This is a genomic window from Paenibacillus sp. 22594 (genome assembly GCF_052044425.1).
Taxonomy (GTDB): domain Bacteria; phylum Bacillota; class Bacilli; order Paenibacillales; family Paenibacillaceae; genus Paenibacillus_AQ.
Genome location: NZ_JBQENA010000001.1, coordinates 723,902 through 739,295, shown reverse-complemented (window position 1 = coordinate 739,295; position 15,394 = coordinate 723,902). Strand labels below are relative to the sequence as shown.

Genomic DNA, 15,394 nt, shown 5'->3' with positions numbered 1-15,394 from the left:
ATAATGGCAAACGAAAAGAATATTGCAGTTGAGGCTGACGAGCGGGTTTACACGCTGAGTCGGCCTTTTGTTTTTGAAGAGCAGGAATACACCCGCCTGATATTAGATTTTGATGCACTTACTGGTGCCGATTTGCTGCGGATTAACACACAATTTGAAGCCGATCAAAAGAGCCCCGTGTTTGTCAAAGCACTTTCCCTGTCTTATCAGATCAATATTGCAGCTGCAGCAGCAAAAGTACCCGTTGAGTTTTTCAACAAACTTTCTGCCAAAGATGTATCCAAAGTGGGGCTGCTGGCGCAGAATTTTTTGCTCATTTAGGATTAGCAGACAAAGAGGGGCCGCGCAAGCTAAAAAAGCTGGCAGCGGCCCTTTCTTCTGCTTATTATACGCCGATCCCGCATTGGTTGGGCATGCCTCCTAGTGAGATGTATGACTGGATAGAGACAGCAAATGAAATGGCTAAAGAACGAGATGAGCAGCAGAAACAGCCACGGCGGAATAAGAGGTGATATAACCCATGGCCGGAAAAGAGTACAAAATAGCATTTGACCTGCAGGCCAAGCTGGACTCCAGTTATAACACGGGCATGCGTAAGGTACTGGACAATCTTCAGGAACTGCAGACCACTGCCCGAGCAATCGAAGCAATTCGGATATCTGGCGATATGGTCCGACCACTCCGCGAAGGATTGCAGGCGGCAGAGCGGGAGTTTGATCAATTGCGCCAGATGCCGCATATTGACGGTATATTTACGGAGACGGTCAAGGAGCTCAAAGAAGCCGTCAAGGAGTCGGCGCAACTATCCCGTAACCTGCAGGAGATTGCCCGGATTCGTATGCCGTCCAACATGTTCGGGAATGACTTACAACGCTATACCCGGGATATGCAGGAACTGGAGCGACGTATGCGAGAGATTAACGACATTCAAGGACCGCAGCCGGGAGATTCTGGCGGTGGCGGTGGAGGCGAAGGTGAAGGCGGCGACAGCTCAGGTATGTGGGCTCTTAGCGGGGCGGTTATCGCAGGAGGTGCCATTGCTGGTGTTGCAGCCGGGGCCGGATTAGCTGCACATGCAGTATTTTCGTTCTCAGAAGAGTATCAAGAAGCAATGAACCAAATTCAATCATCTACCGGGGCTACTGATAAACAAATGCAGGGATTCAGTAAGATTGCTGAGGACCTTTACAACAACAATATGGGTGAGAATTTTTATGATATTGCTGAAAGCATGAGCACTGTTCTACAGGTGACAAAACAAACTGGAAAGGCACTTGAAGATGCAACCAATAGTGCGATTGTGTTCAGAGATGCCGCAGGAGAAGATGTTGCCGAATCAGTGAAAGCGACTGATACAATGGTTAAAAATTTTGGTGGTGATTCGGTAAAAGCGTACAACCTTCTTGCTCAAGGATGGCAAAAAGGATTAAATAAATCCGGGGAATTATTAGACAGTGCCAATGAGTATAGCGTCTATTTCGACAAAATTGGGTTCAATGCTAATCAGATGTTTGATACATTTGCTGCCGGGCTTGAAGCAGGGGCTTTTAACTTGGATAAAGTTGGTGATGCAGTTAAGGAGTTCGGCATCCGGTCAAAGGACGGTTCAAAGACGAGTGTCGCTGCGTATCAGTCACTCGGATTAAATGCAGAGAAAATGACAGCGACATTTGCTGCTGGCGGTCCTGCAGCTAAAAAGGCATTTGATCAAGTTGTTGCGGCTATTGCAGCTGTAAAAGATCCGGCAAAACAATCAGCAGCAGCTGTAGGGCTATTCGGAACGCAAGCAGAGGATATGGAAATAGGAGTCATTACATCTCTCGGAAATGCAAAGAGTCAATTTGATTCTACCAAAGCAACTATTGATGAGATTGCAGCAACAAAGTACAACACGATAGGCCAGGCCTTCGGCGGAATCGGACGGACGCTTCAGACCAGCCTGATCCTCCCAATCTCAAAAAAACTACTACCTATATTTTCAGAACTTGCTGGCAAAATGACAGTTTGGGTGCCTGCTGTAATGGGGGCATTTGGTAAAGTTGGGGATGTTGTCTCTGATACCGTTGGAGTTATAAGTAAAGTTTTATCTAGTGGATTTAGTGATCAGAGCGCGGCGGCTTCAGTCAATTTTTTAGACAGGATGGGCCTTGACTTCTCCACGGCTACTCAAGTTGTGGATACCGCAAAAAATATTTTCGGCAGAATCAGTGGAGTTATTGAGAATGGTAAAAAGCTATTCACCGGGGGGTTTGACATCGCCGGTTTATTTGGCTTTAAGAAAAAGGACATGAAGGGCATCACTTCCGGGTTTGAGGATGTTGTCGGCGGGCTTATGGATTACTGGGCCGACTTCGGCAAGAATCTGCTTGGATTATGGCCGAGTATCAAAGGTGTCTTCGCTTCACTCGGCAATATCACCAAGACAGTAGCCCCGATTTTCGGAGTTCTGGTTACGACAGCAGTATCCGGATTCAAAGCTGTTTATAATGCAGTTTCTCCTATAGCGACTTACCTTGCAGGCAAACTCTGGCCGATTATTCAAAACATCTTTACTTACTTAGGTACTCAGGTATTTCCACAGATTTCCCGACTTATTGCAGCGCTTATGCCTCAGATCATGAGCATAGCATCCAAGACACAAGAGGCTTTCGGAGCTATCGGAGGGTGGATCAGTGGCATGTTTGAGGCCGTAAAGCCAACACTGGACGTGCTGTTCCTCGCTTTTCAATTTGTCTGGGGTAATATAAAAAATGTTGTCTCTAATGCAATTGATACCATTGGCGGAGTGATCAGTGGGCTGCTTACCTCTTTAGGCGGGATTATCGACTTTGTAACCGGAGTGTTTTCGGGTAATTGGGGTAAAGCATGGCAAGGTATCCGAGAAGTGTTTGAAGGTATATTTGACGGTCTCGGCGCAATCCTTACATTTCCCATCAACGTAGCAGTTGACGCGATAAACGCGGCCATACGTGGGATTAACAAAGTGAGCTTTGATATCCCCGATTGGGTTCCCGGTATGGGTGGGGAAACTTTTGGCTTTAGCATCCCGGAATTACCAAAAATCGGCGGGTATGCAAAGGGCGGATACGTGGATAGTCCGGAACTGGCTTGGGTTGGTGAAGGTCGTTCGCCGGAGTGGATTATTCCGGAGAATAACTCCGCACGCTCCCAGGGGCTGCTGCAGGCTGCTAACCGGAGCATGGGCGGTGGACAGGTCTCCGGGCAAACAACCGTAGGCGATTTTGTTTATAACCCAGTGTTTAACTTTAACGGGCCAGCTGATCAGGACGCAGTGAAGCAAATGGACCAGCGTAACCGACAAGATTTTTCCAAGCAATTCGCGGATTATAAACGTCAGGCCCAAAGGGTGAGTTTATCTACATGACATATACAACAATACAAGGCGATACCTGGGATGGTATCGCCTTTAATCTGTACGGCGATGCTCATCTTATGACGCTTCTGATCAATGCAAACAAGCAGCACGCCGCGACGGTTGTATTCTCCGGCAATGTTACATTGAACGTGCTAGAGAAGCCCGCTGAAGCTTCTGACACTCTGCCTCCGTGGAGAAGGGAGGAATAGCCTTGGAAAAGATGCAGGATGCTCGCAGGGCGGTGCTGGTGATCAATTACAATGGCAAGGACGTTTCTACTGACCTTGCAAAATTTCTAATTGATTTCACATATAACGATGCTGCGCCGGGTGATGCGGACGATATATCTATCAACTTGGAGGACAGAGCACAAAATTGGCTGGGGCCGTGGTCTCCAGTAGAAGGAGACAAGATCAAAGCAGAGATCAGAACAGTAAATTGGGAGAAGCGAGGGGAGATTAAGAAGCTCCCTCTTGGCTCTTTCGAAGTTGATACATTTGAGTTTAAGGGGCCTCCAGACGCGGTATCAATCAAAGCTCTGTCTATTCCCATCGGCGCTGATATAAGGCAAGAAAAACGTTCGCGGAGTTGGGAAAAGGTCGCGCTGAAGACTGTAGCTGCGCAAGTCGCAAAGAATTCAGGACTGAAACTCCTCTACGAAACCAAGGACAATCCGTCATATGACAGATTGGAGCAGGGCGGTATGTCTGACCTGGCATTTTTGGTGGACACAGCAAAAAAAGAGTCCATTGCCATCAAAGTTGCAGGGGGCCGGCTCATTTTATTTGACGAGTCGGATTATGAGCAAAAAAAGGCCATCGCTACCATAACCCGGGGCAAGGATAATGTGCTGTCGTATGGATTTGCTTGGAGCACAACCCTTGTTGCTTACCGTGCTTGTGAGGTGAGTTACACCGATACCAAGGCCAAAAAGACTTACAAAGCGACATATACACCGCCCGGTTCGCCAAAAAAAGGACCTGTGTTGAAGCTTAACGAGCAGGTGGATTCTCAGGCGGCAGCTCTCCGACTGGCTCAGAAGAGCTTACGAGAGAAGAATAAGGAGGCAGGCAAGGGGAGTTTGACACTTATGGGTGATATCCGTATGGCGACCGGCTTAACAATCAATATCAAGGGTTGGAAACGATTTGACGGAAAGTACATCATTGAATCTTGTTCCCATTCCATCGGCAGTGGAGGGTATGTAACATCGCTGGGAATTCGGAAAGTATTGGGGTGGTGACATGATAAAAATAGGCACTGTATCCACGGCTGACCCTGCAACCGGTAGCGTACGGGTGGCTTTCACAGATAGGGACGACATGGTATCTGCGCCGTTGCCGGTTATTACTACAGGCGGCTGGGGGAGAGGTATCGCCGTACCAGAGCCAGGCGAAACCGTGCTGTGTGTCTTTTTAGATAACGGACAGTCAGCAGGCTTTTGCCTCGGCACATATTACGGTGGGGGAGAACATCCGCCAGGCAATGGCAACCAGCTTGGAATCTGGTTTGAAGACGGAAGCTATGTCTATTATGACCGTGTTGCCAAGATGCTTCAGGTCAAAGCTGCCAGCGGTGTGCAAATCGACGGAAATTTAACCGTGACAGGCTCCATAACGCGGGGAGGTGTCAGCATATGACCATGAGCAAGATCGGCAGTTTGGGTCCAGTCGTTTTCGTCGTATCCCCGGAGGCAATCCGGACCTTTCAGGATTTCACCAGAAACAGCGCCGGGAGATTTGCGAAGCATGATATCATCGGCCAACAGCCCAAAACGCAGTTTCTTGGTCCAGGACTTGATACGATAGCATTCACCATGTGGTTCGACGCCCGTTTTAAGCTCAACCCGCGCAAAGAACTGGATAAGTTGAAAGTGATTGAGCGAGCAGGAAAGGCATTGCCGTTAATTATTGGCGGAAAGAGTATCGGAACCGGTCTATGGGTTATAACGGGTTTAAACCAGGCGTGGACAAAGATAGACAATGTTGGTAACGTACTGCACGCCACGGCAGCCGTCAGTCTGGAGGAATACGTAAAATGAGCACATACACAGTGGATATGACGCAGCCATCAACAATTGATTTCGCTCCGGCAACAACTGCGGTGGAAGTTGCCCAGAACATCCGCACCATCTTGACTACACCGCTGGGCAGCGCTCCACTCGCCCGGGATATCGGCTTGGATTACTCTATAGTTGACGATCCGTATCCAATCGCACGAGCGCGGCTGATAGGCGAGATCATGACTGCTGTAGCCATGCAGGAGCCCCGCGCCGTTGTGACTGAGGTATCTTTTAATGGTGACCTAGTTGACGCCACAACAGGCCGCTTACTAGCTGTGGTGCGGTATAGTTTGGCTGAGGGGGTGCAATAGTTGGTTCAATATGTAGATTTGCCAGAAATACAGTTTACCGTTGAGGACGCGGCAGACATACAGCAGAACGTGATAACCGTATATGAGGGCCTAACTGGCCGCACCCTACAGCCTGCCGATCCGGTAAGGCTGTTTTTGTCTTCACTGGCGACAATAATCGTGCAGCAGCGGGTGCTGATAAATCAGACGGCCAAAGGTAACCTGCTACGATATGCATCGGGTCCGTTGCTGGATCACATGGGGACGTTTCAAGGCTCAGAACGGCTGGAGGCATCTGCGGCAATTACCACGCTGCAGTTTACGCTCTCTATTCCACTTTCCTCGGCTACGGGTATACCGTCTGGAACCCGGGTCGGAGCTCAAGGCGGGGACGGCTCCATTTACTTTGCGACATCTGAGTACATGGAGATTGCAGCGGGAGCCACATCCGGAACGGTGACAGCGGCGTGCTCGACAGCCGGAACAGCAGGCAACGGATTTTTACCGGATCAGGTCAATGTCCTAATGGATCAGTTGCCATTTGTTCAGGCGGTAACCAATCTGACGGCTAGTAGTGGGGGAGCGACGGCAGAGAATGACGATGCATTTAAGGAGCGTATTCGTACCGCGCCAGATTCGTACAGCACTGCTGGCCCGCAGGGAGCCTATGAGTTTTGGGCAAAGTCCACCTCTGCAGCGATCCTGGACGTACATGCATACTCCCCGGCAGCTGGCAAAGTTACGATTGTGCCCCTGATGGTAGGCGGGCAGATCCCTGGGCAGGATGTGCTGGATGCAGTAGCGGAGAAACTGGAAGATCGGGGCATACGGCCATTGACGGATCAGGTAACAGTAACGGCTCCAACGCCGATATCCTATGACACGACTCTGACCTATTACATCAGCCGTAGCCGGGCGGCAGAGGTGCCGACGATTCAGGCGGCGGTGACGGCGGCGGTCGCTGCTTATCAACTCTGGCAGCGGTCCAAACTTGGCCGACATATTAATCCCTCAGAGCTGATTGCACGCGTTATGGCAGCGGGAGCACTACGGGTTGTGCCTACTTCGCCGGTATATACGGCTTTAACCCCGTTACAGGTTGCGCAAGAGGGCACGACGACAATCACCTATGGAGGGCTGGTTGATGATTAATATCCAAACAGTAAGCCTGCTCGACTTCCTGCCTCCGTCTATACGTAGTGATCCGGCGATGGTTGCCGCAGCTGCCGCGCTAGACACTCAGCTGCAGGAGACAACCGGCATGATTGCAGCCCTTGATATCTTTGGACGGTCGGCAGAGTGGACAGACGCCGAAACCGACGAGTTAGCTTGGCAATATAAGCCGCCGTATTATGATCCGGATTTGCCCTTGGATCAAAAGAGGCTACTGGTTAAAAACGCTATTCCCTTCCACCGGCATAAAGGTACGCCGGGAGCTGTCGAGGATCTGATTGCAATCTTGTTCGGTGAGGGGGCGGTTGAAGAGTGGTGGCAGTATGGGGGTGATCCGTATCATTTCCGGGTGTTGACTAATAATGCTGATGTGACAACTACCCGGGCGCAGGAATTTGTCGCGGCAGTCGATGCGGTCAAACGTCTATCTGCTGTCCTGGATAGCGTCACAATATCTCAAGCAGAGGAGCTGCCGTTATATTTCGGCGGCTTTTTACATTTTGGGGAAACGATCACAATTTAAGGAGGGGCGAACGTGGCAGTATTTGGCGGTTTGTCATTAACAAATAAGGGCCTTGTGTTGCAGGGCAAGGCACAGGCGGGGGCGCAACTCAATTATACAAGGATTGCTGTAGGTGATGGGTCACTTAGTGGGCAGTCAATTCCAGCCATGAATAGTCTTATATCTCAAAAAAAGAACCTACCCATTACTCGACTTCGAACACAGCCTCCTAATAAAGCTATAGTCGGGGCAGTGCTGAAAAATGCAGATGTAACAACGGGCTTTTTTTGGCGAGAGGTGGGACTGTTTGCGCAAGATCCAGACGCTGGCGAGATCCTTTATGCCTATGCTAATGCTGGTGTAACGGCGGACTATATTCCGCCGGGTGGCGGTTCGGATGTGATCGAGAAGCAATTCGATTGTGTTGTAGTGGTTGGCACAGCATCCAATATCAGCGCGGTGATTGATGATTCTTTGGTCTTTGCTCTGAAATCTGAGCTGGACGCTGTAGCAGCTGTGAAGGTGGACAAAGTTGCTGGTAAGGGGCTGTCTGCTAATGATTATACGAATGCTGAAAAGAACAAGTTAGCGGACATAACTGCCGGAGCAGGCGGCCCTGGATCGGCTACGGATACGGTAATAGGTAACCGTACTATTGTTGATACTACGGTCCCGGGAGATACCGGTACATTAACAGGGTTGCTCTCGGGCATTGCAAATATGATCAAACAGATCACCGGCGAGGCCACATGGCGGACAGTTCCGGGTATGACCATAGCAGCAATCAAAATAATCTTGGACGCTGCCACCAATGCCGCAACAGCTTCCACACTTATCAAACGTGACTCTGCAGGCCGGGCGAAAGTTGCTGCACCAAGCGCGGCAGATGACATTGCAATTAAGTCAACGGTGGACGATGCAAAGACTGCGGCTATAGCGGCATCTATCCCGCTAGCACAAAAGGGTGCGGCTGGTGGTGTGGCGGCGCATGACGCAAATAGAAACGTTGTAGCCGACGGTATACTACTTCCCGGATACTCCGAGCGGCGGTACACCTGGACTTTCGAAAATGGTACAGCAAATCAGAAGATCGATTTTACACTCCCCTTTTCTGAGGCAATCTCCGGGTACATCGAGATAGAGGTAACAGGGACGTGGGCGTACGCTCCGGTACCGGGTAAGCTAGTAAAGAGGCTTGACATCGTGGCTGACGGCGCAGGTGTGGTGAACACTCAGACGGGGAACTACACGGAAGTAACAGGCGGTGTGAGCAGCCAAATAGTAATATCAAATGTGTGGGCAGACGCTGCCAACTCGCGGTACGTTATAACAGTAGAGAGCTTAATTCCAGCAGGTAATTCGTTCTCTGCGCTAATCAGGCGACACTCGCCCAACAGCGTAACACCTTTTACTATGGGGGTTGTTTACACGGGTGCAGCATCCACACTTTCGGTGGCTGTACAGACGATCCCGGACAACACGACGACGCAATCCGGGTACCTCATTCAAAAGCATAGGTTCACCACAGATAATGGTAGAGCTATACCGCTAGTAACTGGTTCAGATTTAAACTATCTACAGGACACCGGAATTTATGATGGTTATCAATTACTCAACGCTCCAGATAATAGTGCAAGTTACTACTATGTCGAAGTTGTAGGTCACTCAAACGGCCCTGAATCTTGGAGAAAACAGCGGGCCACTGCACTAACAGGTACAGCGTCTACACCTGTAATTTACGAAAGGGTAATGCAAGGTGCTATTTGGGGAGCATGGAAGAGGGTTCTGACGGCAGGTACTGTGTCCGGTATTGGCGATATCGGCAACTACATTACCGATGCAAACGTCTTGTACGACAACGGCTTTTATAACGTGCCCGCCGCATGGACAGGTAGCCCGTTTGCAGGGGAGGATGGAGCGAATCAAGGGTATGTTAATCATTTAAGTTGGAACAATGGATCAACATATGCCATGCAGACTTTCATGCCCATTAATGCAGCGGCTACAAGCCAGAAAGGCCTACGGTACAGACGAAAGATCAATGGGGTGTGGGAGCCGCAGTGGAGTAAGATTTATGGTGCCGACGATAACGACTTTGAGTTGTTTAAGATTAGGGGCTTTGTAACCGGGAATGTTAACTCCTACACAGAACCAGGGGTGTACGTGTTTTTTGCTACTGGAGGTATCCTTACCAATGGCCCAACGGTAGGCATGGACTACGGGATACTGAAAGTATTCATCGGAGTCAACGGGTATCTGGAGCAGGAAGCAACAGCAGTTACTGCGCCTTATGCAAAATCGTACAGAACGCGTACGGAAACCGTATGGGGACCCTGGAAGAGAATACTTACTGACTCTGATTCAGTATCTTTCGCACCTGCTGTACATGAGCATAGCCGCCTAATAGCTACTACTACTGCACGGGATATCAGGCCCAGTCTGACAGGTAAAGGGCAGTTTGCGCCTTACTTTGTCTCACGGGCAGGGTTGAACGGTGCTGTTTCGACAGACTACTCAGACATGCTGGTGCTTAACACCTATGATGATGCAAGCGGAGGAAAAGTGAACGCGCTCGTTTTTGATAAATCCACAATGCAGATTTTTCATTATCAAGCGGCACAAACTGATCCGGCGTGGGGGCCATATAATACGCTCGCCTATAAGGAGCATGTATCAAAAACCCGTTCGAACGATGTTGAGTTTCTGGTAACTACTACAGCAGCCAATACGCTAGTGTCCGCAGCATCTTTTTCCTCATCGGCAAATGTGACAGTTAAGGCTTACCTGCGCCTGACGGCTGCCGCTACGGTAGAAATAACCGTTTGGTATCAAGATGCTGGAGGAGCAAACACGGCGTATATAGTGCCATCTAAGTATTTTGACGCAGCTGGTAGTTATTGCTTTGTACCGCTATTCCTGAACGTTGCAGGCGGTAGCAGTATGAATGTTGTAACCACATGCAGCGGTGCCAATGTAGCGCATATATCCGTTGTAATTGAGGAGGCTTAAGCATGACTAAGCTGATTTTACCCGGAACAGCTGCTGCTTCTGATGTTGTTGCAGGAAAGACATTTAGTGCAGGAACATTGTACAACGCAAATGGCTCAATAATTGAGCGCCCAGCACAGCAAGCAGCGGTCTCAATGGGAGCGAATGGGTCAAATCTCTACGTACGTATTCCTACGGGTGCTTACCGAACACCGGCTAATGGAGCAAATGCGGAAATAGTAATTCCATATTCCATGATCGCTAGTAACGAAGGAACAACAATAAAACCAGCAGATATCAAATCAACGGCAAACTATTATGGAGTACAGGGAACATTAGCTGAACGTCTGTACGCCAGCGGTACGGGCACTTCTGACAACAGTTCATTTACAACGCACACAGCTATAAATGGGGGAACACCCTCGTATATAACCTGTTCAATCACAGGACTATCTTTCTCGCCCAATATAGTTTTAGTTCGTACAACGGGCGGTGGAAGCGTATGGAACAGTACCTTACTATTCAACTTGTGGGGGTACGGGGTTTCTGCGGTCGTCAAGGATGAGGACAATGATGCCTATATTGTTACGCAGAACGCTAACGGCAGCGCGAAAATTAACCTTACACAAAGCTCTTGTGTATTTCCATTGTATACAGCCTCGGGGTACCCATTTACATGGGAAGCATGGGGATAAAATATAAAAAGGAGTGGTGATAATGGAGATCGGACGAAAAATCTATTATGAAAAATCTACGGGGAATGTGCTGGTGGATACCGGGGAGCGATCTGGGAGTGTAGTGGAAACGACTTGGGAGCAGGACTTTGCCTCCTACAAATCCCTCAATGAGCGCGTCCCAGAAACAGTGGGCGTGATCAAGCTGACTTATCGGCAGTATGCATATGAATTTTCTGAGGCGATCGGTTACCGGGTCAATCTCGAAACTGAGGAGTTGGAGTTTGCTTACCTGGACCAAAATGCCGAGCCGGGAGAGCCAGTTGAACCAGTCTATCAGCAACCATTAACCGATCAATTCTCTGCATTGAAGGAGCGGACTGAAGCCAATGAAGCCGCAATTCTAGCGTTACTTGATTTTGGCTTGTAGTCAGCCGCGCATGAGGGGAGGTGAAAATTGATGTATCCATTTTTGCTTAATATGTGGGTCATGGGTAAGGTCACAGAGACTAAGCTGCAGACATTCAGCCCGAAGTATCTGACAGCTGATGAGCTGGAAATGATTTTGGCCACACCACAAAAAGATTAGAGCTGGCGCCCATAGAGGCGTTTTTATTTTGCCCACAGATCCCCGGGGGAAAATTTTATTCAAAGATGGAGTAAAGGAGGTCGGGCGCTTCTATGAAGTAAACATTTTTTATTATTTTCAATAAAATTGTAAGTTTACGTCTGTTTTTTGCATCGTTTTTGTTAACAATTTTCTTTTGGGCTGCTACACTTAAAAGAAAAAAGGCGGTGCGAACAATGGAAGATTTTTTGATCACAGCTGAATTCGGATTTACTGATGAAGAAATAGAAGCAATCGAGAAAGAATTTTCGTTTTCGCTGAGTTATGAGGATTGGGAATCGATAGCCATCTTAGATGAAATTGAAGAAGAAGGCGAGCAGACGTTACTACTGGCCACAGGGAAAATGGTATACTTCCCTGACGATTTGCTTCGTAAAGAAACTCTAGCCCAGATTGATTAGTAGATTACTATGCAACAAGGCACGTCCACATCAGACGTGCTTTTTCTTTTGCCCTCGGTGAGACTCCGGGGGCTATTTGTATTGAGAGGATGGATGATAAGTGGATAGTATTGCTAAATTTCTGCTGCCAGTGTTCAGCGTGGCCGCATCATTTTTTTTCGGAGGCTGGTCTGCATTGCTTAATATTTTGTTGGTGTTTGTTGTGTTGGATTATGTTACCGGCGTGGCTGCCGCAGCCAAAGAGGGAAAGCTCAAAAGCAATATTGGATTGTGGGGTATTGCCCGAAAGATAGTGATCTTTGCCATTGTGGCTGTAGCGCACTTAGTTGACCAGGCGCTAGGCGGCAATCATTTGTTCAGGGACGCGGCAATCTTTTTTTACCTCGCGAATGAACTTTTGAGCCTTATTGAAAACGCTGGGCGGTTGGATGCACCGATACCGCCAGGGCTGCGGCAGGCCGTTGAAGTCCTCAAGGGTAAATCTGGAGATAAGGGAGCTGACGAGTAATGTTGACTCTTGAGCAAGTCAAAGCAAAGTCCGCGTCTAAACTGAGCGGGCTTCTTTCGGCGGACCGCGCGGCAACTGAGGCGCTAATAGAGTTTGCGTATGCTCACGGTGTACCGATTGTCATTACCCAGGGGCTGCGGTCAATCCCTGAGCAAGACGGCCTGTATGCCCAGGGGCGGACCAAGCCGGGGCAGATCGTCACCAATGCCCGGGGCGGATACTCATACCACAATTTCGGCGTGGCGATTGATTTCGCGCTGTTGCTACCAAATGGCGGTGTGAGCTGGGATACCAAGCGTGACGGAGATGGTGACGGCGTAGCGGATTGGGATGAGGTAGTAGCTGATGCAAAGCGTATCGGGTGGGAGTGGGGTGGGGACTGGACCAGTTTTAAGGATATGCCTCACCTGCAGATAACCTATGGCCTGAGCACAGCAGACTATCGGACAGGTAAGCGGCCAACACAGGCGCAGTTAGATGCGGTAATTACAAAAATAAATAAATCAAAAGGGGAAGATGAGATGAGAAAGGATGTGCCGGTTAAGGTACTGCTGAATGGTAAAAAGCTGACTGATGGTCTTTTGGACGATGGCACGACATACATCCCGGTGCGGGCCTTGGCTGGAGTGCTAGGAGCAACGGTAGCCTATGACGCTGCTACCAAGACGGTTAATATAACCAAGTAAAATCCCAAACGCTTGGGATTATGCCCACTGGCTCCGGCTGGTGGGCTTTTTACTGTTCATGAATTAAAAAAGCCCCGGGGATCGGGGCCATTCCTAAAATAACTGAATAATCTCAATTGCTCCGTCCTTGAAAATCTTTATATGAGTGCGGTCCCCTAATAACTCATCCATTTCTATTGCCTCATCGCGGGTTAGGTTCGCATCGTCGGGTTGTTCCTGACGCCTCTTATGTTTCCTACTCATAAAGTCAAAATACTTGGCCGGGTTATTGATGAAGGCAAATGCCTTCCAATTATCTTCTGGATCATCTGACGCACCGGCTTCGAACATTTCATATCCATTGCTCTGAAACCATAAAATAACATCCCGCCGACGCTTGTAACGAGAAAGAATATATTCCACTACAAACCTATCTGTCCATAGATGGCCGATCCGAAATTCCAAAAAACAAAGTTTGCATATCCCTAACCTATCTACAATATCAGGTGAGAAAACATGCTCCATTTCTTGATATTCGCGTTCCTTCCCGCAATAATAACAGGTTGCATCAGGATGATTTTCCTTCCAGTCTTTAATGAATTCAATCTCAGTTTTTGCATAGATGAATTCTTCGGGCGCCACATAATCAGCCATATTCGAACTTTTCCAGCCCATCGGCTCCACTCCCCCAAAACGCCTATTTCGTTATAAGTGTATTCTGGCAAATTGATGAAAATCCTTTAAGACCGCTTAACCCAGTTGTGTCAAGCTTTTCGTTGCTTATGGATCAGTTCAACCTTTCCCTTATCACTGGCATCAATTAAGGCGCTGAATAAAGCCTCGTTAACCAGCAGCAGGGGGAAAATCACATTGTCCATAACAGCGTAATCCAGATATCCAGTTCGACGGCGAGGTTTCATAACCAATTTCCTCCTCCGGTTTTATTTAGGGGAGGAGCCTTGCGGCTCCTCCTGACTTGCTAACTGCGACGTTGTTTGGTAATCTGACTATAGATACTGTAGGCTGTTTCTTCGGCTTCCGTTAGCGCGTATTGACGAAGAATTTCAGCCTGTCTTTCCTTGAACTCCTCCCGGGAGCTGCGACCGAGTGCAAATCGTTCGCGGGCTACTCTCAGGAGGTGTTCTCGTTTTTGGAGCTTTTCAAAAGCTGCCATTGTGATTTTGTCCATCATGTTCACCTCCTTTCTATACTCTTATTATACAACGAATTATGTTGAATGTCAACAAAATAAGTTAAATACCAACGATAATAGTTGAATTATTGTACGGAGTGCTGTATATTATTGGTGAGGTGATATTATGTTGAAGTTAAGGCTTGGAGAATTAAGAGGGAGTAAACCGAGTGTCAAGGAGCTGAGCGAAACACTTGATATTCGTTGGAATACATTGAAGGATTACGAGAATAACACAGCAAAAACTTGGTCGCCTGAGCATCTGGAAAAGCTCATGAAATATTTCGGCCTGAAAGACGTTTCGGAGCTTATCGAGTACCGGGAGGATGAGCAGGTCAATCCTGGAGGCTTCTCGCAGGCGGAGTTGGATATTTGGCGTAAAGTCAATGAGTATTACGCGAACAATGAAGTGAGTAAAGACTAGGGACATTCTCCCCGGTCTTTTTTTTGTTGTGAGGTAAATCAAACCATTGCTAAAAAATCCACTACGGGCATATAATACAAACAAACGTTCTTATTTTGGAGGCCTGCTGGATGAGTAACATAACAATAGAGGAGCGGACCATACTCCGCGATTACATACTGCTGCAGTATATGGAGCAGATGGTGCGAAACAGTTTAGGGGATATAGAGCACTCCACGAATATTCTCAAGCGACTTTACTTGATGGCCGGGAATGCCTTGTTGGAGCGGATGAAACAGGACCAGTACCGGATGCGACGAGAGCTTAAACAATCCAATATCAAAATCCTAGGCGATGAACAGGATGATTTTGTTATCTACCATCATATTAATTGTAGGGGGTATACTGAGCGCTTTGGACTGACCCGGGATGTCTTGAAGGCAGAAATCAGCCTGCAGCTGACCAAATATACCTCAGAGCTGGGGGATAACTTAAAAGAAGCATCGACTAAAGTGAAATCCTGAGCGACATA

21 protein-coding genes are annotated in these 15,394 nt (G+C 48.4%); 18 read left to right on the top strand and 3 right to left on the bottom strand.

Annotated elements, in window-relative coordinates; translation table 11 throughout:
- The first annotated feature begins 3 nt into the window (after nt 1-3).
- From ACTJKB_RS03275 to ACTJKB_RS03200, 16 genes are all read left to right on the top strand, one after another.
- Nucleotides 4-321: a phage tail assembly protein gene (locus tag ACTJKB_RS03275; RefSeq protein ID WP_440831777.1), complete on the top strand. Its 318-nt coding sequence runs from the start codon at nt 4-6 to the stop codon at nt 319-321.
- A gap of 199 nt (nt 322-520) precedes the next feature.
- Nucleotides 521-3,385, top strand: coding sequence for a phage tail tape measure protein (locus tag ACTJKB_RS03270; protein WP_440831776.1), 2,865 nt, complete (start codon nt 521-523; stop codon nt 3,383-3,385).
- Complete coding sequence (locus tag ACTJKB_RS03265) at nt 3,382-3,585, top strand: tail protein X (RefSeq protein WP_440831775.1); 204 nt, start codon at nt 3,382-3,384, stop codon at nt 3,583-3,585. The genes ACTJKB_RS03270 and ACTJKB_RS03265 overlap by 4 nt, the downstream gene beginning before the upstream one ends.
- A gap of 11 nt (nt 3,586-3,596) precedes the next feature.
- The gene (locus ACTJKB_RS03260) at nt 3,597-4,619 is read left to right on the top strand and encodes a phage late control D family protein (RefSeq protein ID WP_440832703.1); all 1,023 of its coding nucleotides are present in this window, start codon (nt 3,597-3,599) and stop codon (nt 4,617-4,619) included.
- A 1-nt stretch (nt 4,620) separates the two neighbouring features.
- Nucleotides 4,621-5,016 carry a phage baseplate assembly protein V gene (locus ACTJKB_RS03255; RefSeq protein ID WP_440831774.1) on the top strand — a complete coding sequence of 132 codons (396 nt, stop codon included), beginning with the start codon at nt 4,621-4,623 and terminating at the stop codon, nt 5,014-5,016.
- On the top strand, nt 5,013-5,417 hold the full coding sequence (locus tag ACTJKB_RS03250; protein WP_440831773.1) for a phage tail protein: 405 nt from the start codon (nt 5,013-5,015) through the stop codon (nt 5,415-5,417). The genes ACTJKB_RS03255 and ACTJKB_RS03250 overlap by 4 nt, the downstream gene beginning before the upstream one ends.
- Nucleotides 5,414-5,749 carry a lysozyme gene (locus ACTJKB_RS03245; protein WP_440831772.1) on the top strand — a complete coding sequence of 112 codons (336 nt, stop codon included), beginning with the start codon at nt 5,414-5,416 and terminating at the stop codon, nt 5,747-5,749. Before ACTJKB_RS03250 ends, ACTJKB_RS03245 begins: the two co-directional genes overlap by 4 nt.
- Nucleotides 5,750-6,880 (top strand): baseplate assembly protein, encoded by a 1,131-nt coding sequence (locus tag ACTJKB_RS03240; RefSeq protein ID WP_440831771.1) that lies wholly within the window; start codon nt 5,750-5,752, stop codon nt 6,878-6,880.
- Nucleotides 6,873-7,424 (top strand): phage tail protein I, encoded by a 552-nt coding sequence (locus ACTJKB_RS03235; protein WP_440831770.1) that lies wholly within the window; start codon nt 6,873-6,875, stop codon nt 7,422-7,424. The genes ACTJKB_RS03240 and ACTJKB_RS03235 overlap by 8 nt, the downstream gene beginning before the upstream one ends.
- A gap of 12 nt (nt 7,425-7,436) precedes the next feature.
- Nucleotides 7,437-10,412, top strand: a complete 2,976-nt coding sequence (locus ACTJKB_RS03230; RefSeq protein WP_440831769.1) for a phage tail-collar fiber domain-containing protein — start codon at nt 7,437-7,439, stop codon at nt 10,410-10,412.
- A 2-nt stretch (nt 10,413-10,414) separates the two neighbouring features.
- A complete protein-coding gene (locus ACTJKB_RS03225) occupies nt 10,415-11,086 on the top strand; it encodes a hypothetical protein (protein WP_440831768.1) in 672 nt (223 codons plus the stop codon).
- A gap of 22 nt (nt 11,087-11,108) precedes the next feature.
- Entirely contained in the window at nt 11,109-11,495 is a 387-nt protein-coding gene (locus ACTJKB_RS03220) for a hypothetical protein (RefSeq protein WP_440831767.1), read from the top strand.
- Nucleotides 11,496-11,525: 30 nt separating this feature from the next.
- On the top strand, nt 11,526-11,654 hold the full coding sequence (locus ACTJKB_RS03215) for a hypothetical protein (protein WP_256701914.1): 129 nt from the start codon (nt 11,526-11,528) through the stop codon (nt 11,652-11,654).
- Nucleotides 11,655-11,869: 215 nt separating this feature from the next.
- On the top strand, nt 11,870-12,094 hold the full coding sequence (locus tag ACTJKB_RS03210) for a hypothetical protein (protein ID WP_440831766.1): 225 nt from the start codon (nt 11,870-11,872) through the stop codon (nt 12,092-12,094).
- 100 nt (nt 12,095-12,194) lie between these two features.
- The gene (locus ACTJKB_RS03205; RefSeq protein WP_440831765.1) at nt 12,195-12,602 is read left to right on the top strand and encodes a phage holin family protein; all 408 of its coding nucleotides are present in this window, start codon (nt 12,195-12,197) and stop codon (nt 12,600-12,602) included.
- Complete coding sequence (locus ACTJKB_RS03200; RefSeq protein WP_440831764.1) at nt 12,602-13,288, top strand: M15 family metallopeptidase; 687 nt, start codon at nt 12,602-12,604, stop codon at nt 13,286-13,288. The genes ACTJKB_RS03205 and ACTJKB_RS03200 overlap by 1 nt, the downstream gene beginning before the upstream one ends.
- A 93-nt stretch (nt 13,289-13,381) precedes the next feature.
- Here ACTJKB_RS03200 and ACTJKB_RS03195 read toward each other — a convergent pair whose 3' ends face one another.
- The 3 genes from ACTJKB_RS03195 to ACTJKB_RS03185 form a co-directional block, all read right to left on the bottom strand.
- Nucleotides 13,382-13,942 (bottom strand): hypothetical protein, encoded by a 561-nt coding sequence (locus tag ACTJKB_RS03195; RefSeq protein WP_440831763.1) that lies wholly within the window; start codon nt 13,940-13,942, stop codon nt 13,382-13,384.
- Nucleotides 13,943-14,031: 89 nt separating this feature from the next.
- Nucleotides 14,032-14,187: a hypothetical protein gene (locus ACTJKB_RS03190; RefSeq protein ID WP_440831762.1), complete on the bottom strand. Its 156-nt coding sequence runs from the start codon at nt 14,185-14,187 to the stop codon at nt 14,032-14,034.
- Between the two features lie 59 nt (nt 14,188-14,246).
- Nucleotides 14,247-14,456 (bottom strand): hypothetical protein, encoded by a 210-nt coding sequence (locus tag ACTJKB_RS03185; RefSeq protein WP_440831761.1) that lies wholly within the window; start codon nt 14,454-14,456, stop codon nt 14,247-14,249.
- A 130-nt stretch (nt 14,457-14,586) separates the two neighbouring features.
- On the opposite strand from ACTJKB_RS03185, the gene ACTJKB_RS03180 reads away from it, so the two are divergent.
- Both ACTJKB_RS03180 and ACTJKB_RS03175 read left to right on the top strand, forming a co-directional pair.
- Nucleotides 14,587-14,883 (top strand): helix-turn-helix domain-containing protein, encoded by a 297-nt coding sequence (locus ACTJKB_RS03180; protein ID WP_440831760.1) that lies wholly within the window; start codon nt 14,587-14,589, stop codon nt 14,881-14,883.
- Between the two features lie 110 nt (nt 14,884-14,993).
- Nucleotides 14,994-15,386 carry a hypothetical protein gene (locus ACTJKB_RS03175; RefSeq protein WP_440831759.1) on the top strand — a complete coding sequence of 131 codons (393 nt, stop codon included), beginning with the start codon at nt 14,994-14,996 and terminating at the stop codon, nt 15,384-15,386.
- Nucleotides 15,387-15,394 lie beyond the last annotated feature (8 nt).

Coding starts and splice junctions, on each gene's coding strand:
- ACTJKB_RS03275 (WP_440831777.1), top strand. CDS start 4: ATGGCAAACGAAAAGAATATTGCAGTTGAGGCTGACGAGCGGGTTTAC.
- ACTJKB_RS03270 (WP_440831776.1), top strand. CDS start 521: ATGGCCGGAAAAGAGTACAAAATAGCATTTGACCTGCAGGCCAAGCTG.
- ACTJKB_RS03265 (WP_440831775.1), top strand. CDS start 3,382: ATGACATATACAACAATACAAGGCGATACCTGGGATGGTATCGCCTTT.
- ACTJKB_RS03260 (WP_440832703.1), top strand. CDS start 3,597: ATGCAGGATGCTCGCAGGGCGGTGCTGGTGATCAATTACAATGGCAAG.
- ACTJKB_RS03255 (WP_440831774.1), top strand. CDS start 4,621: ATGATAAAAATAGGCACTGTATCCACGGCTGACCCTGCAACCGGTAGC.
- ACTJKB_RS03250 (WP_440831773.1), top strand. CDS start 5,013: ATGACCATGAGCAAGATCGGCAGTTTGGGTCCAGTCGTTTTCGTCGTA.
- ACTJKB_RS03245 (WP_440831772.1), top strand. CDS start 5,414: ATGAGCACATACACAGTGGATATGACGCAGCCATCAACAATTGATTTC.
- ACTJKB_RS03235 (WP_440831770.1), top strand. CDS start 6,873: ATGATTAATATCCAAACAGTAAGCCTGCTCGACTTCCTGCCTCCGTCT.
- ACTJKB_RS03225 (WP_440831768.1), top strand. CDS start 10,415: ATGACTAAGCTGATTTTACCCGGAACAGCTGCTGCTTCTGATGTTGTT.
- ACTJKB_RS03220 (WP_440831767.1), top strand. CDS start 11,109: ATGGAGATCGGACGAAAAATCTATTATGAAAAATCTACGGGGAATGTG.
- ACTJKB_RS03215 (WP_256701914.1), top strand. CDS start 11,526: ATGTATCCATTTTTGCTTAATATGTGGGTCATGGGTAAGGTCACAGAG.
- ACTJKB_RS03210 (WP_440831766.1), top strand. CDS start 11,870: ATGGAAGATTTTTTGATCACAGCTGAATTCGGATTTACTGATGAAGAA.
- ACTJKB_RS03200 (WP_440831764.1), top strand. CDS start 12,602: ATGTTGACTCTTGAGCAAGTCAAAGCAAAGTCCGCGTCTAAACTGAGC.
- ACTJKB_RS03195 (WP_440831763.1), bottom strand. CDS start 13,942: ATGGGCTGGAAAAGTTCGAATATGGCTGATTATGTGGCGCCCGAAGAA.
- ACTJKB_RS03190 (WP_440831762.1), bottom strand. CDS start 14,187: ATGAAACCTCGCCGTCGAACTGGATATCTGGATTACGCTGTTATGGAC.
- ACTJKB_RS03185 (WP_440831761.1), bottom strand. CDS start 14,456: ATGGACAAAATCACAATGGCAGCTTTTGAAAAGCTCCAAAAACGAGAA.
- ACTJKB_RS03180 (WP_440831760.1), top strand. CDS start 14,587: ATGTTGAAGTTAAGGCTTGGAGAATTAAGAGGGAGTAAACCGAGTGTC.
- ACTJKB_RS03175 (WP_440831759.1), top strand. CDS start 14,994: ATGAGTAACATAACAATAGAGGAGCGGACCATACTCCGCGATTACATA.